Genomic DNA, 14,283 nt, shown 5'->3' on the forward strand with positions numbered 1-14,283 from the left:
AGTCGATCTGTATGATTGGCGCATCTACATGGTGAGGACGATGCGGAAGCGGGCTTCTCCCGCCATCATCTTGCGATAGGCTTCTGGCGCGTGTTCCAGCGGCATCGTCTCGATCATGGCGGCGACGTCGGCGAGCGAACTGAAACGCAATGTGGCGTCGGCGGTTGCGGGGTCGCCGGTTAAGGCGCCCTCGACAGAGCGCCCACCGAACAGGAGGTCCGAGGTTGCGATATCCACGGGTTCGGGAGATGCGCCAAGCGCGATGATCCGACCGCGCGGCCTAAGCCCCTTAACCGCGTGGGCCACGGCCCTACCACCCGACGCGGTAACAACAACGAGATGCGCGCCCCCAAGATCCTGCAGCGCCGAAGCAACCGTAACGGCGGAGCTATCGATATAATGATGCGCGCCGAGCTTTTCGGCGAGACCACCCTTGTCCGGTCCGCGCCCGATCGCCACGACCTCGAAGCCCATGCGCCGGGCGAACTGCACCGCAAGGTGCCCGAGCCCGCCGATGCCGATTACGGCTACGAGATCGCCGGCGCGTGCGGGAGAGTTGCGCAGCGCGCTGAAGGTCGTCAGCCCCGCGCAGAGCAGCGGAGCGGCGTCCTCCGAGGCGAGGCCGTCGGGGATCGACACGAGACTGCTGGCGCGCGCGAGCATGTATTGCGCGTAGCCCCCGTCATGATGAATGCCAGTGAATTCCTGGTTCCGGCAGTTGACGAGATCGCCGCCGCGGCACTCCGCACAATGTCCGCAACTACCTCCGAGGAAACCGACGCCGACACGCTGCCCGAGCCTCCAGCCCTCAACGTTGCTGCCGACGGCATCGATCACGCCGACCACCTCATGGCCCGGCACCCTCGGCCATTGAATGGGGAAGACCCCTTCGACCGTCGCGGCGTCGGAGTGGCAAACCCCGCAAGCTTCGACGCGCAGACGGACCTGCCCGACGGCGGGATCGACAAGTGGCTTTTGCGTCAGTTCGAGCTGTCCCGGCGCGACGGCTTGGACGGCGATGTATGTTGTCGGATGGCGCGACATGAAAAACTCCAGCGTCTGATACTTTGTCAAAGCGCTATCAGCGGCCTCTCCAAGCCGACAGGACGTAGATGCCATCATTCCAGCCATGAACATGGCGAAGTGTCGCCAGAACAATTATTTATGCACGGAAAGCAAACATCACGGAGTAAGCATGAAGATCGGCCTTGTCCTTTGCCCGAGTTTCCAACCTGTCTGCTTCGGGGCCGTTGCGGCATTCGACGTGGCCAACAAGCAAGCCGGTAAAACGCTCTACGACGTGCGCGTCCTCTCGGAGGAAGGAGGGCTGGTCGCCTCGGGTGCCGGCATGCGGGTTATGACGGACCCCTTCGACGACGCGGCCTATGACACGCTGATCGTCGCCGCGGGTCTCGAGATACCGACGTCTTCGCCGGGCCTGGTCCGGCTGCTTCGGTCTGCCGCGCGCGACGCCCGCCGCGTCGCCGCCATCTGCCTCGGTTCGTTCATCCTGGGAGATGCTGGGCTGCTGAACGGCCGGCGCGCCACGACGCATTGGCGCTATGCCCAGACCTTGCAGGAGCGGTTTCCGAGCTGTCAGGTCGACATGGACAAGATCTACGTCGCGGACGGCCCGATCTGGACATCGGCGGGCATGACGGCGGGAACGGATCTCGTCGTTGGCCTGATCGAGCGCGACCATGGGACAGCAGTCGCCCGGTCGGTCGCGAAGGGAATGGTCATGTACCATCGCCGATCGGGTGGCCAGTCCCAGCATTCCGCGTTGCTGGACCTCGGCACCAACGAGGACAGAATTCAGCGCGCGCTGAACTTCGCCCGCCAGAACCTCGCCCGAAGCCTAACGATCGACGATCTTGCCGAAGCTGCCGCCCTCAGTCCCCGCCAGTTCACGCGGCTCTTTCGTGCAGAGACCGGCACAACGCCGGCAAAGGCGGTCGAAGCGCTCAGGGTCGAGGCCGCCAAGCTGATGCTGGAGCAGAGCCGGTTGCCGATCGAGGTGATCGCCCGCGAGGCGGGGTTCGCGAACAGGGAGCGGATGCGCCTCGCCTTTGTGCGCGTGCACGGGGAGGTCCCGAGGGCGATTCGCAACGACGCTGGGCCGCTCGCCGCCCTTTAGCCGGCCGCCCTAAGCAGCACAGCTTCGAGTTCACGATCGATATAGAGGCCCACCTCGTGGACATATGCGTCGCCCAACTGACCAAACAGCGATGAAGGGCGATCATATTCGGAGATCGTCTCTCCGTAGTCGGTTTCAAACAACGCCACGCAGAACGGCGCGTAAAGCGAAGCACCACTCGGCGCGCGATTCAGCGTACCAGAGCCAATGACTAGCTGAGGCGGATGTTTGAGAGATCGATCGAGACGACAAGCGGGTCGGTGCCGAAGCTCCCGTCAGGCTGTCGGGCATAGATCCGGCGCTTCGTCGGAAATTTGATGCCTGATATTTCCGCATAGTCCTCGATGATGTGCGCGCCGGGCGTGTTGCCTGAGATCTCGACATCATAGTCGTGACGCTTCAGCAACCCGTCTGCATCGAAATAGAGCGTTTGCACGGTGCTGTGTGTTGCGATCTCGGTAGGGAATCGCACCGCGAGGCGGCGCCAGTCGCCGCCGTCGGTCGGCCACGGCTCCAGTTCCTCCGTTTCGACATTCGGCCAAGCCAGCAGGAACGGCATGTTCAGATAGGTCCACATAGCGCAACCGGCGAAGTAGGCGAGTTGCAGTTCCGTCCACGGCGTTTGCAGGGTGTGACCGGCAAAGCTTGCCCGCGGCTCAAGCAATTCCTCGCGAACCGTTCCATCCTCCGCTTCCAGAACGACGCGGTTCGGCTCGAAGCGAGAGCGTCGTTTGCCGCCGCCGAACGGAGCGTGCGAAGCCCACTCCTTCTTGAGCCCGACGGTAACGGTCGTGCGCTCGAGCGTCTGTGGGTGGCCCTTCAGCGGCCACAAAACGCCTCCCTGCATGAGATCGGCAGAGACCTCTTCGAACTCCTGCCAGCGCTGGAGGCCCCCATGAGCTTCGATGGCAAGTTCTTTAAGTCGTATCATGATCTGCTCCCAGCGGTGCCACGCGATGGCGAGGCTTCTGTCGTTGGAGGCTAGATGGTTGATTATACTTCCTGAACGTCTTAGATGCCTTGATTCAGGCCACGATCTTTGAACTAGCGAAGCCTTGCGTGCACGAGAGCAGACTGGTCCCACTGGCAAAGCTAGGCCGTTCCAAGCGACGAGAAGAGCGTGACGTCTCTCGGAACGAGTGCCATCATTTAATAACTCGGCCAGGACGATATTGATGACAGCGTCCGGCTAGGTCCGTCGCAGAGCTTTGGTTGGTTGTGGAGAACAACGCCCGCATCACGTTTGGCGAGGGTCCAGGAGGGTTCATCGAACCTAGCAGCACTGGCTAGACTACATCAAGCGGAGGGCCAGTGAAGCGGAGGCTATGTCTGTCGGCAGATTCTGCAATCAGTTCCATATCCTGGGGGATTTGGAACTGGCCTGCAGCCATCTCCGCGAAAAAGCCTTCAAAACCCCCCGGCGTCAGGATAACCAGATGCCGCGAGGGCATGTCGCCAATGACCCTGAATGTATGTTCGAGCCCCCTCGGCACAAACATGGTTTCCCCGGGCCTTTTGGTAAAGGTCTCACCCTCCATCCAGAATTTGCAGCAGCCGGAAAGAAGGACAAATGTCTCATCCTCTCTTGCATGAATATGTCGCGGCGGTCCGCTGCCAACAGGTGAGAGGCTGTCGACGATGGACATCGCCCCGCCAGTCGCCGCGGCTGCAAGAATAGTTCGGTAATGAACGCCGAGCCATTCAATCGTATCGGTGTAGTCAAGAAGATCAATCATCGTTTCCTCCGTGGTCAGAATGAAACGAAAGCGCTTTCGTCTTGCAATTCTTAGCATTCCAAGCGCTATTAGAAAAATCGTTTGATGGTATAGAAGCTATCGGTGAAATGAATTTCGCGGCTTTCGATCTTAATCTTGTGCGTGTGCTCGACGCGTTGTTGCGGGAAGGGTCGACGGTTAAAGCTGGCGAAAAGCTGGGTATGTCCCAATCCGCAGTGTCTGGCGCACTTTCGAGACTGCGTTATGCACTCGATGATCAATTGTTCGTCCGTCATGGACACGGTCTACGCCCTACAGATTATGCGAGAGGTTTAGCGATACCCGTCCGCGAGACGCTCGACAGATTGGAGGCAGCATTGAGCGGTGCATCCTTTGATCCTAAAAGCGCCAGCATAACTTTCAAGTTGTCAGGCAGCGATTTTTTCGCGGAGATGCTGATGCCTAGGCTGGCACGGGAGGTTCACGAGCGTGCACCGGGCATTCGGGTGCAATTGGTCGACCTGGTGCCAAACAGCTACATCGATTCCCTTGAGCGATATGAGGCCGATATGGCTCTCATTCCTGATGCAGAATTGCCGGATTGGGTCGACCGACATCCGCTATTTCGCTCATCCTTCGCGACCATCGCACGCAAAGGAAACACCGTGATCGAAGCAGCCGGAATAAAGGCTGGCGAAACCTTGCCCATCGATCTGTTCTGCGACCTTGGCCACATCCTTTTCTCGCCCGAAGGAAAAATCAAAGCTATGGGCGATGCGGCATTGGCGAAGATCGGGCGCTCACGAAATGTGGTCATGACGGTTCCTGTCTTCTTCGGCGTCTGCCGAGCCGTAAGCGAGAGTGATCATATTGCACTCGTTCCTCGCCAACTGGCGGAGCGATTGGCGGACCTTTTCGGGTTTGTTCTCTATTCGCCACCCATGCCGCTTCCGCCGGCGCTGATCGTTGGCGTGTGGCACAAGCGCTCCACGGGGAACCCGGCTCATCGCTGGATCCGGAATCTCATTGCCGAGATATTGTTGCCGCTTAATGTCGGCGAGCAGTCGCTGCCGAAAGAAACACGCTGATGGTGATGTTGGTCTCAATCCGCTCCGAACATTCCCGCGGTACATCTACTACCGCAAATTCTGCGCGCAAAGTTTCGTGAACGGTACATCGCGTCTACAAAGTGGCTGACGATACGTTTTGGGTTTCGCAATAGAGGGCGATACGGCGCGCCTTCAGCGGCCAGTTTGATCGTCATCCTTACCGTCCTCTTTGCTCGCTTAGTGCTTCAGTGCGGTGGTCCTGGTATTCGCCAAGCGTCTCGCAAATGTCTGACTACGGAGGCAGCCATCGCGACGCATCGCGCTCCGTCAAATAGGAATAATGAGCAGAATGCTCCCGTCAGCTGCTTTGGTTCTGTCGCAAACTTTTCGGTATGGCGATCTGGCATGAAGCTGTGTCGATTTTCCGCAGACGTCACGATGTTCAAAGGCCGCCATTTCGACCGCTCGCTGATCCTCCTATGCGTGCGTTGGTATCTTGCTTATGGTCTGAGCTTGCGCGACCTCGAGGAAATGATGACGGAGCGCGGGATTGCCGTGGATCACTCGACTGTGAACCGGTGGGTGGCTCATTTTTCGCCAGTGCTGCTTGAACGGTTCAACCGTCGAAAACGGCGGTCAGCGGCAAGTGGCATATGGATGAAACCGACATCAAGGTTCGTGGCCAGTGGATGTATCTTTATCGAGCAATCGACAGTGTGGGCGATACGATCGAGTTCTGGTTTAGCGCAAACCGTGATCTGCCGGCGGCCAAGCGCTTCCTGCGCAAGGCTCTGAAGCGCCATGGTCGGCCTGAGCGCATTGTCGTTGATGGAAGCCAGACAAACCAGGAGGCGATCATTTCCTGCGACGCCGAAAGCCGTTTGCAGGACCGGTCGCGGCGAGAACTGAAGTCAATCAGCATCCGCAGGAGCCAATATCTCAATAACCGGATCGAGCAGGATCATCGCCGTATCAAGCGTCGCGTGCGCCCAATGCTGGGCTTCAAGTCGTTCCCGGCTGCAACAGTCACACTTGGTGGTATCGAGATGGTTCACATGATGCAAAAACGGCAAGTCCGTTTCGCCTTCAATCCAAACCCGTCGCTTAAAGACCAATTCGAGGCAATCGCCGCCTGAAATCCGTCAACCGGAAACGCGCTTCCCCCGCAGAAAATTTGCGACAGAACCCGCGGGGATGAGCCTGTGGACGCAAATCGCTCGGGTATGAACCGTGAAAGCGACTAGGCCCACCATTGCGCCGCGGTCGTCAAGTTTACGATGCCCTTTCACATTCCACGCCACGATATTCCATCCGATCATTACCGCGAACTGCAAGCCACAGCCATGCAGATCTGGAATGAAATCGCACGCCTGCAAATCGCATAAGCAAAAGCCCCGGGCAACATTTTTGACCAGTGTCGGTTAACTTTACGGTGCCCAACAGGTTGCTTACCCGGTCGATGAATAGGGGAGCCGATTGCCGGACGTACAATGGGCGAAATCTCACTGCCGCAGGCGAATATTGTCTTCCATGTACCGACGTTCAAAATCGTCGATCATTTGGCATCATGAATGAATAGTATCTAATTTCATAATTTAAAGAATAGGCGACAAAAGCGATAAGATTTGATAAATTTACGCTAGCCGGTTGCGGTTTGATTGTAGATAAAATTCGCCGGACGTCTTTGCAGCGCCAGCCGGTATATGGTGCAGGAGGAGAGATGTTATGGTGGCATTCCACGTCATGGCCGGTGCGAGCGGCGAATTTGCGCGCCCGGAAGTGCGGAAGATAAGGATCGGAGATCTTATCGATGCGCTGAGATTGGGGCTTAATGATTTCGGAGCGAAGCCCTCACATTACGTTTTTCTCTGTCTTATATATCCGATCACAGGCGTTTTCCTGATCATGTGGAGTTCCGGCGCTAACTTGATGCCGTTGTTTTATCCCTTGATGTCCGGCTTTGCGTTGGTTGGCCCGATTGCGGCCCTTGGCCTTTATGAAATCAGTCGACGCCGCGAACAGGGACTGGATAGCTCATGGTATCACGCGTTGGAGGTCTGCCGCTCTCCGGCACTGCCATCGATCATTGCGGTGGGCTTCATGCTGTTCGCGCTTTTCGTCGCTTGGTTATTTGTCGCGCAGCATATCTACACCCTCACGTTCGGCAAGGCCGATCTGACCTCGGTCTCCACCTTCCTGTTAGATGCACTGACCACTTCTCAAGGTTTCTCCCTTATACTTTGGGGAAACTTGGCCGGTTTCGTTTTCGCGATAATTGTTTTGGCGACGACTGTGGTGACCTTCCCGCTGCTGCTCGACCGGGATGTCGGCGCAACCGCGGCCGTAAATGCGAGCATACGCGCCACGCTTGCCAATCCAGGGCCTGTTGCGCTTTGGGGATTGATCGTCGCGGCGCTGCTCGTCGTCGGTACGATCCCGATCTTTGTCGGCCTTGCAGTCGTCATGCCCATCCTCGGGCATTCGACTTGGCACCTGTATCGGAAATTGATTGCCGCCTATCCGAACCGCATGTCTTGAATTCACAAAGGAAACTTACCCCGGGATCATCCTCCAAGCCATTACGACCTGTCCGATGGGAGCCGCGTCGTTTGGAATAGCGATGAAGAGAATGAGGATTACCATGTCTTGCCGTTTTCTTTCGATCTGTCTGCTTCTCGCCATCGCCGCCCCGCATGACGCTCTCGCGCAGGAGGGCGATGCGACCGCGGGAGCCATTGTTTTCAAGAAATGTGCCATTTGCCATATAGCCGAAACGGACCAGAACAAGATCGGACCTTCGCTGAACGGTCTGTTCGGCAGAACGGCTGGAACACATCCGAATTTCGCCTATTCGCCGGCAATGCAGCAGGCAGGCAAAGACGGCCTCGTCTGGAGCGAGACATCGCTCCGCGACTATTTGCACGATCCCAAGGCGAAGGTGAAAGGCACGAAAATGACCTTCATCGGGCTGAAGGACGATACCGAGATTACCAATCTGATCGCCTATCTGAAGCAATACTCCAAATAGCCAGATGGCAAATTGGGATGAGCTGTCTTCCGTGCCGCCGGTTGGATCGGCGGAATTCCGCTCGGTGATGTGACACCGCCGCTCTGTTCGCGCGGTGCCTTCGCGCCCCGTATGGTTTGTCAGGATGAGCCGCTGTCGTTGTCGCAATTGCTCGCCTGACCTCTTCATGAGATAATGCTAAAATCTCTCGCGATGGGATTGTGGAAATATTCGCGGCCGGGTCAGGGAGGCGACAATGGCTGTCGTCATAGTTCTCGTTCTGCTGGTGGTGGGATCGATCGCATTCCATCTGCTTAGTCCTTGGTGGTGGACGCCGATTGCGTCGAACTGGAGCTATATCGACAACACGATTGTCATCACATTCTGGATCACCGGCATTGTTTTCACGACCGTCGTCTTGTTCATAGCCTATTGCGTCCTGCGCTTCAGGCATCGCGCCGGAAACCAGGCGGCATACCAGCCTGAAAACAAGCGGTTGGAATGGTGGCTTGCCGGCGGAACCGCAATTGGCGTGGCTGCGATGCTCACACCGGGCCTCTTCGTATGGAAACAGTTCGTAACGGTCCCGAGTGACGCCAGCGAGGTCGAAGTCGTCGCTCAGCAATGGCAATGGAGTTTCCGGCTGCCGGGGGCGGACGGAAAGCTGGGTCGGGCGGATACGCGCAATGTTGCTCCGGATAATCCGCTCGGCCTGAACAAGAACGATCCCGCCGGAACGGACGATGTCATCGTCGAAGGCGGCGAACTGCACATACCCGCCGGCAAGCCGGTGAAGATGCTTCTGCGCTCGATCGATGTCGTTCACGATTTCTACGTGCCGGAATTCCGGGCCAAGATGGACATGATCCCCGGCACGGTCACCTACTATTGGTTCACGCCGACGCGAACGGGAACCTTCGAGGTTCTCTGCGCAGAGTTGTGCGGCGTCGGTCATCCCCAGATGCGCGGCACAGTCGTCGTCGATACCGACACCGCCTATCAAGCCTGGCTGCAGCAACAGCCGACTTTTTCGAAATCGCTGGCGTCGGCGCAAAAATAAGTGCCATGCGCAGCTGAGGAGGAAGGCTGCATCGCAGGGAACAGGGAGGATGGAATATGGTCGAGATTGGGTCCGGCACCGAGCAGGTCATCCAGCCCGCTGAAGTCGAGGATGTGGAGCTTTATCACCCCAGAAGCTGGTGGACGAAATATGTCTTCAGCCAGGATGCTAAGATCATTGCTATTCAGTATTCTCTGACCGCCATCTCGATCGGCATGGTGGCGCTGGTGCTGTCCTGGCTGATGCGGCTGCAGCTCGGGTTTCCCGGCTATTTTTCCTTCATCGACACGGAACATTATTATCAGTTCATCACCATGCACGGCATGATTATGGTGATCTATCTGCTGACGGCGCTATTCCTCGGTGGCTTCGGCAACTATCTGATCCCCTTGATGCTCGGCGCCCGTGACATGGTGTTCCCCTATGCGAACATGCTGAGCTACTGGCTTTATCTGCTCGCGGTCATTGTGCTGGTCATCGGCTTCTTCGCGCCTGGTGGGCCGACGGGTGCCGGCTGGACGCTGTATCCACCGCAGGCACTTCTATCCGGGACGCCGGGAGGACGCGACTGGGGCATCATCCTGATGTTGTCGTCGCTGATCCTGTTCATCATCGGCTTTACTATGGGCGGGCTCAACTATGTCGTCACGGTGCTGCAGGGTCGCACCCGCGGCATGACGCTGATGCGAATGCCCCTGACGGTTTGGGGTATATTCACCGCCACCGTCATGGCATTGCTTGCTTTCCCGGCGCTCTTCGTCGCCGCTGTCATGATGCTGTTCGACCGCTTACTCGGCACGAGCTTCTTCATGCCCGCGATCGTCGAGATGGGTGAGCAGTTAAAGCAAGGCGGCGGCAGCCCGATCCTGTTCCAGCATCTGTTCTGGTTCTTCGGTCACCCCGAAGTCTATATCGTCGCGCTTCCAGCCTTCGGTATCGTCTCGGACCTGATCAGCACGCATGCACGCAAGAACATTTTCGGCTACAGGATGATGGTCTGGGCGATCGTCATCATCGCAGCGCTGAGCTTCGTCGTGTGGGCGCATCACATGTATGTCAGCGGCATGAATCCGAACTTCGGGTTCTTTTTCGCGACTACGACGTTGATCATCGCCATCCCGACGGCCATCAAGGTCTATAACTGGGTGCTGACGCTTTGGCGCGGCGATATCCATCTGACATTGCCGATGCTGTTTGCCCTGGCGTTTATCGTTACATTCATCAATGGCGGGCTGACCGGCCTTTTTCTCGGCAATGTCGTCGTCGACGTGCCGCTGTCCGATACCATGTTCGTCGTTGCCCATTTCCATATGGTAATGGGGGTCGCGCCGATCCTGGTGATCTTCGGTGCAATCCACCATTGGTATCCGAAAGTCACGGGGCGCATGCTCAACGTGACGATGGGGCATATCCACTTCTGGATCACCTTTCTCGGCGCCTATGCGATCTTCTTCCCGATGCATTATCTCGGCCTGATGGGTGTGCCGCGGCGTTATTACGAGCTTGGCGAAACAGCTTTCATTCCGCCGTCGGCGCATACGCTGAACATGTTCATCACCGTTGCCGCATTGATCGTGGGGGCTGCTCAGCTTGTGTTCCTGTTCAATCTCGCCTGGAGTCTTCGCTGGGGCAGGCAAGCGGGCGGCAATCCATGGCGTGCGACGACGTTGGAATGGCAGACACCGCAAACGCCGCCCGTTCACGGCAATTGGGGCAAGGAGCTGCCGATCGTCTACCGCTGGCCATATGATTACAGCGTCCCCGGAGCGGATCAGGACTTCCTGCCGCAGAATCAGCCGGCCTCGGTCGGGCCGTCCGAAAGGGCGTTGTCATGAGCGCCATTCTCATCTTCATGGCCGGGATCGCCGGCATCATCATCTGGTGGATGGCAGGACAGCGGCTGACCTCAAAGCCCTGGCTGGAAGCCGGGCCGGCGGGAGATGCGCCGGAGATGCAAGGATCACCGGCGACCGCGGCGAAAGTCGGTCTAGGCATCTTTCTCGCCGTCGTCGGTGCCCTGTTCACGCTCCTCATCAGCGCCTATCTTACCCGCCTCAGCGGCTCCGACTGGTGGAGTATTCCAATCCCCCGACTGCTTTGGGTGAATACCGCTGCCCTTGCCGCTAGCAGCGTCGCATTGCAGTGGGCGAAAACCGAAGCCTGTCTCGACCGCAGCGAGATGCTGAATACGGCTCTTGCCGTGGCCTTCGCACTGGCTGTTCTGTTTCTGGCCGGGCAGGTTCTCGCGTGGCGGCAACTGGTGTCGGCAGGTTATGTGCTTGCCGACAACCCATCCAACAGCTTCTTCTATATGATCACCGGATTGCATGGCCTGCACATATTGGGTGGGCTTTTCGTGCTCGGGCGAACAGCAATCCGCGCTCGCATCAGCCCTGTCCTCGCAAGAGTTCGCCTAAGCGTGGATCTCTGCGCCATCTATTGGCATTTCATGCTCGTTGTCTGGCTGATCCTTTTTGCGCTCTTTGCCGGCTGGGCAAATAGTTTCGTCGATCTCTGCCGTCAATTGGTCAGTTGAGGAGCCGCGATGATGACCGAGTCCATAGAAAGACCGACAAGTAATCCACATCTGCGGCCCGTGGGACTACGCGGCGTCGCGGCTGACCTGTCGTCGGACCAGCGAGCGTTCAAGAACGTCTCCTGGGGCAAGGCGATGATGTGGATCTTCCTCCTGAGCGACACCTTCATCTTCGGCTGTTTTCTGCTGGCCTACATGACGGCGCGCATGTCGACCACGGTCGCCTGGCCCAATCCCAGCGAGGTTTTCGCCCTGACGATCGGGGGCAAGGAAATTCCGTTGATCCTGATTGCCATCATGACTTTCGTCCTCATCAGCAGCAGCGGTACGATGGCCATGGCGGTCAACTTCGGATATCGCCGCGATCGTCGCAAGACCGCCGCACTGATGTTGGCGACGGCGGTTCTCGGCGCGACATTCGTCGGCATGCAGGCATTCGAATGGACCAAACTGATCAGGGAAGGAGTTCGCCCCTGGGAGAATCCATGGGGTGCGGCACAGTTCGGTTCGTCCTTTTTCATGATTACCGGTTTTCACGGCACCCACGTCTCGATCGGCGTTCTTTTTCTTCTGATCATGGCACGCAAGGTATGGCGAGGAGATTTCGACCAGGAACGGCGGGGTTTTTTCACCAGCCGCAAGGGCAATTATGAGATCGTCGAGATTACGGGACTATACTGGCACTTCGTCGATCTGGTCTGGGTATTCATCTTTGCGTTCTTCTATCTGTGGTGAGGATGGCATCATGGCACAAGGGCAGGCACATTCCGGACAGCAGCATCCGATAAAACTTTACATGGTGGTTTGGGGGCTGCTTTTCGTCCTCAGCACCTTCTCCTATCTCGTCGACTACCTCGGCATTCAGGGCTCTCTCAGATGGTCTCTGATCCTTCTGTTCATGATCCTGAAGGCTGGGCTGATCGTTGCGATTTTCATGCACATGGCCTGGGAACGGCTAGCGCTAATCTATGCCATCCTGTTCCCCCCGGTCCTGATACTTGTCTTTGTCGCTCTGATGGTGTCGGAATCGCACTACACGGTCCTGACGCGGCTGGCTTTTTTGGGGGGTGGTCCGTAAGGTTTGGCACCATCCAGCCATCTCTGAAGCGGAGTATCAAGTGCTCGCAATATGGCTTAGCCTCAACGCAAGACAAGCTTAGCATCTGCGTGGCAGACAAGAAGACCAAGATTCGCTGAACGGGATGGAACTGTGGCGTGAGACGGGTCATCTACTCAGCTACAATGTTGCTACCCTGCAATTCCTCAGGCTCCAGCGTGTCAGGCTTAACAATCGCGAAAAGCACATCACTTGATGCCAGTCGTCAATTGATGGCGATGGTTCGAACAGTCACCACATACCCGCCGCTTTAGGCGGCGGGTCCAGTCAATATCAGGCACGCGTCCAGCTAAGCGTGGGCGTGAGGATGATGAACATCCCAGACCGCCCATAGCGATGCCGCAATGACGAACACGCCGAGAACGATGTCCGTCCACATGGCGTTTACGTTGGCGGTAAAACCGAGCAGCCAGGGAGATGCAACCAACCACAGGCCGAGCACCATATTGGCCCATTCCTCCCATTCGGCGAATACCGAAAGCGCGGCGGTCGCCAACACACCCAGCAAGACGGCAACGATCCATGCGTTCCAGCTCGGCATTGCCTCGGCTGTGAAGCCGAATACCCACGGGGAGGCAAATAAGCATGCAGCCAGCAGCAGATTTGCCCAATCCTGCTTCCTTTTTCCTTTCATCAGAATGTTTGCCATGGCAACCTCCTCACCAAGAAGCCTAACAACAATTTCATCCGGCGTGAACTTCACGCTTAAGTATAGAAGTAATTACTAGATCTTCTGATTCAAGATAATACGCGAACGATACTTCCGGTATCACGTCTGAAATCTCAGCTGCGCTAAGGCCAAGCTCAGCCATCTCCGGCGATGTCACGTTGTCTGCAGCTTAACGGTTAGCGGATAATTAAGCTCGATGAGCGGGCCTACGATCAGTTACAAGAACCACCGCTTTCCGCCACAGATCAGCGCCCATGCGGTGTGTTTGTATTTCCGGTTTCCGTTAAGCCTGCGGTTGGTCGAGGAAATGCTGTTGGAGCGGGGCATTGTCGTATCTAACGAAACGATCCGGCGATGGGGCCGCAAATTCGAGGCGGCTTATGCCAAGCGGTTGCGCAGAAAGAAGTCGTCGCGGAAAGATATCTCGTATTTGGACGAGGTGGCGATTTCCATCGGCGGCCGGAAACATTGGCTTTGGCGGGCCGTTGACGAGGACGGCTACCTTCTCGACGAGATCGTCCAGACCCGCCGCGGCACCAAAGCAGCCAAGCGATTGCTGGTCAGGTTGCTGAAGAAGCAGGCCCTGTCGCCGAAGCGCATCGTCAGCGACAGACTGCGCTCATACGGAGCGGCAAAACGGCAGCTCGTGCCCGGCGTCGAACATCGATCACACAAGGGCCTGAACAATCGCGCGGAGAATTCTCACGTGCCGCTTCGAAAACGAGAGCGGATGATGCAGGGCTTCCGTTCCGTCGGCGGCTTGCAACGTTTCATCTCGGTCTTTTCAGCAGTCAGAAATCTCTTCGTGCCGCCGCATCAGAAACGCTCATCCCCCGCCACCCACATTCATTGACGTTCGCGCAATGGCGCAGCGGAAAGTCGTGACCGGCGCAACTGCGTAAATTCATCGGCAACGCCTTATCGGGGATTACGCGAACAACGTGACATCGCCGCAATAACGATTACAAAGGCGAGATTTGGCGCACTTTCGA

At 57.4% G+C, this 14,283-nt stretch carries 14 protein-coding genes and 2 pseudogenes; 12 read left to right on the forward strand and 4 right to left on the reverse strand.

Annotation, left to right across the window (positions count from 1 at the left end; translation table 11 throughout):
- Positions 1 to 24 precede the first annotated feature (24 nt).
- The gene (locus AC13RE_RS24945; protein ID WP_488564911.1) at positions 25 to 1,044 is read right to left on the reverse strand and encodes an alcohol dehydrogenase catalytic domain-containing protein; all 1,020 of its coding nucleotides are present in this window, start codon (positions 1,042 to 1,044) and stop codon (positions 25 to 27) included.
- 151 nt (positions 1,045 to 1,195) lie between these two features.
- On the opposite strand from AC13RE_RS24945, the gene AC13RE_RS24950 reads away from it, so the two are divergent.
- The gene (locus AC13RE_RS24950) at positions 1,196 to 2,137 is read left to right on the forward strand and encodes a GlxA family transcriptional regulator (protein ID WP_488564912.1); all 942 of its coding nucleotides are present in this window, start codon (positions 1,196 to 1,198) and stop codon (positions 2,135 to 2,137) included.
- Between the two features lie 211 nt (positions 2,138 to 2,348).
- Here AC13RE_RS24950 and AC13RE_RS24955 read toward each other — a convergent pair whose 3' ends face one another.
- Positions 2,349 to 3,068, reverse strand: a complete 720-nt coding sequence (locus AC13RE_RS24955; RefSeq protein ID WP_488564913.1) for a hypothetical protein — start codon at positions 3,066 to 3,068, stop codon at positions 2,349 to 2,351.
- 355 nt (positions 3,069 to 3,423) lie between these two features.
- Positions 3,424 to 3,873, reverse strand: a complete 450-nt coding sequence (locus tag AC13RE_RS24960; RefSeq protein WP_488564914.1) for a cupin domain-containing protein — start codon at positions 3,871 to 3,873, stop codon at positions 3,424 to 3,426.
- 41 nt (positions 3,874 to 3,914) lie between these two features.
- Between AC13RE_RS24960 and AC13RE_RS24965 the strand changes: the two genes are divergently transcribed.
- The 10 genes and pseudogenes from AC13RE_RS24965 to AC13RE_RS25010 all read left to right on the forward strand — a co-directional run bounded on the left by AC13RE_RS24965 (position 3,915) and on the right by AC13RE_RS25010 (position 12,582).
- Positions 3,915 to 4,940: a LysR family transcriptional regulator gene (locus tag AC13RE_RS24965; protein WP_488564915.1), complete on the forward strand. Its 1,026-nt coding sequence runs from the start codon at positions 3,915 to 3,917 to the stop codon at positions 4,938 to 4,940.
- Positions 4,941 to 5,339: 399 nt separating this feature from the next.
- Positions 5,340 to 6,037, forward strand: a protein-coding gene (locus AC13RE_RS24970; protein WP_488564982.1) for an IS6 family transposase whose coding sequence is annotated in 2 segments (ribosomal slippage) — positions 5,340 to 5,535 and positions 5,535 to 6,037 — 699 coding nt in all. Because the reading frame shifts where the segments join, the coding sequence is not laid out codon by codon here.
- A gap of 147 nt (positions 6,038 to 6,184) precedes the next feature.
- Positions 6,185 to 6,286 (forward strand): annotated as a pseudogene (locus tag AC13RE_RS24975) (IS6 family transposase); the annotation flags it as partial.
- 340 nt (positions 6,287 to 6,626) lie between these two features.
- Entirely contained in the window at positions 6,627 to 7,439 is an 813-nt protein-coding gene (locus AC13RE_RS24980) for a DUF2189 domain-containing protein (RefSeq protein WP_488564916.1), read from the forward strand.
- A 103-nt stretch (positions 7,440 to 7,542) separates the two neighbouring features.
- The gene (locus tag AC13RE_RS24985; protein WP_488564917.1) at positions 7,543 to 7,929 is read left to right on the forward strand and encodes a c-type cytochrome; all 387 of its coding nucleotides are present in this window, start codon (positions 7,543 to 7,545) and stop codon (positions 7,927 to 7,929) included.
- Between the two features lie 235 nt (positions 7,930 to 8,164).
- Positions 8,165 to 8,968 carry a cytochrome c oxidase subunit II gene (locus AC13RE_RS24990; protein ID WP_132720930.1) on the forward strand — a complete coding sequence of 268 codons (804 nt, stop codon included), beginning with the start codon at positions 8,165 to 8,167 and terminating at the stop codon, positions 8,966 to 8,968.
- A gap of 56 nt (positions 8,969 to 9,024) precedes the next feature.
- Entirely contained in the window at positions 9,025 to 10,803 is a 1,779-nt protein-coding gene (locus tag AC13RE_RS24995) for a cytochrome c oxidase subunit I (protein ID WP_488564918.1), read from the forward strand.
- On the forward strand, positions 10,800 to 11,504 hold the full coding sequence (locus tag AC13RE_RS25000) for a cytochrome c oxidase subunit 3 (RefSeq protein ID WP_132720932.1): 705 nt from the start codon (positions 10,800 to 10,802) through the stop codon (positions 11,502 to 11,504). The genes AC13RE_RS24995 and AC13RE_RS25000 overlap by 4 nt, the downstream gene beginning before the upstream one ends.
- Before the next feature lie 12 nt (positions 11,505 to 11,516).
- Entirely contained in the window at positions 11,517 to 12,239 is a 723-nt protein-coding gene (locus AC13RE_RS25005) for a heme-copper oxidase subunit III family protein (protein WP_132721011.1), read from the forward strand.
- A gap of 10 nt (positions 12,240 to 12,249) precedes the next feature.
- A complete protein-coding gene (locus AC13RE_RS25010; protein WP_132720933.1) occupies positions 12,250 to 12,582 on the forward strand; it encodes a cytochrome C oxidase subunit IV family protein in 333 nt (110 codons plus the stop codon).
- A 328-nt stretch (positions 12,583 to 12,910) separates the two neighbouring features.
- Here the strand turns inward: AC13RE_RS25010 and AC13RE_RS25015 are convergent, their stop codons facing one another.
- A complete protein-coding gene (locus AC13RE_RS25015) occupies positions 12,911 to 13,270 on the reverse strand; it encodes an SPW repeat protein (RefSeq protein ID WP_132720934.1) in 360 nt (119 codons plus the stop codon).
- A gap of 204 nt (positions 13,271 to 13,474) precedes the next feature.
- Between AC13RE_RS25015 and AC13RE_RS25020 the strand changes: the two are divergent.
- A pseudogene (locus tag AC13RE_RS25020) lies at positions 13,475 to 14,193 on the forward strand (IS6 family transposase).
- The last annotated feature ends 90 nt before the right edge of the window (positions 14,194 to 14,283 follow it).

It is taken from the genome of Martinezella sp. CNPSo 3959, from assembly GCF_057784355.1.

What these genes read in the sequence shown, in the direction of transcription:
- AC13RE_RS24990 (WP_132720930.1), top strand. Translation starts at nt 8,165, where the DNA reads ATGGCTGTCGTCATAGTTCTCGTTCTGCTGGTGGTGGGATCGATCGCA.
- AC13RE_RS25010 (WP_132720933.1), top strand. Translation starts at nt 12,250, where the DNA reads ATGGCACAAGGGCAGGCACATTCCGGACAGCAGCATCCGATAAAACTT.
- AC13RE_RS25015 (WP_132720934.1), bottom strand. Translation starts at nt 13,270, where the DNA reads ATGGCAAACATTCTGATGAAAGGAAAAAGGAAGCAGGATTGGGCAAAT.
- AC13RE_RS24945 (WP_488564911.1), bottom strand. Translation starts at nt 1,044, where the DNA reads ATGTCGCGCCATCCGACAACATACATCGCCGTCCAAGCCGTCGCGCCG.
- AC13RE_RS25005 (WP_132721011.1), top strand. Translation starts at nt 11,517, where the DNA reads ATGACCGAGTCCATAGAAAGACCGACAAGTAATCCACATCTGCGGCCC.
- AC13RE_RS24950 (WP_488564912.1), top strand. Translation starts at nt 1,196, where the DNA reads ATGAAGATCGGCCTTGTCCTTTGCCCGAGTTTCCAACCTGTCTGCTTC.
- AC13RE_RS24955 (WP_488564913.1), bottom strand. Translation starts at nt 3,068, where the DNA reads ATGATACGACTTAAAGAACTTGCCATCGAAGCTCATGGGGGCCTCCAG.
- AC13RE_RS24960 (WP_488564914.1), bottom strand. Translation starts at nt 3,873, where the DNA reads ATGATTGATCTTCTTGACTACACCGATACGATTGAATGGCTCGGCGTT.
- AC13RE_RS24995 (WP_488564918.1), top strand. Translation starts at nt 9,025, where the DNA reads ATGGTCGAGATTGGGTCCGGCACCGAGCAGGTCATCCAGCCCGCTGAA.
- AC13RE_RS24985 (WP_488564917.1), top strand. Translation starts at nt 7,543, where the DNA reads ATGTCTTGCCGTTTTCTTTCGATCTGTCTGCTTCTCGCCATCGCCGCC.
- AC13RE_RS25000 (WP_132720932.1), top strand. Translation starts at nt 10,800, where the DNA reads ATGAGCGCCATTCTCATCTTCATGGCCGGGATCGCCGGCATCATCATC.
- AC13RE_RS24980 (WP_488564916.1), top strand. Translation starts at nt 6,627, where the DNA reads ATGGTGGCATTCCACGTCATGGCCGGTGCGAGCGGCGAATTTGCGCGC.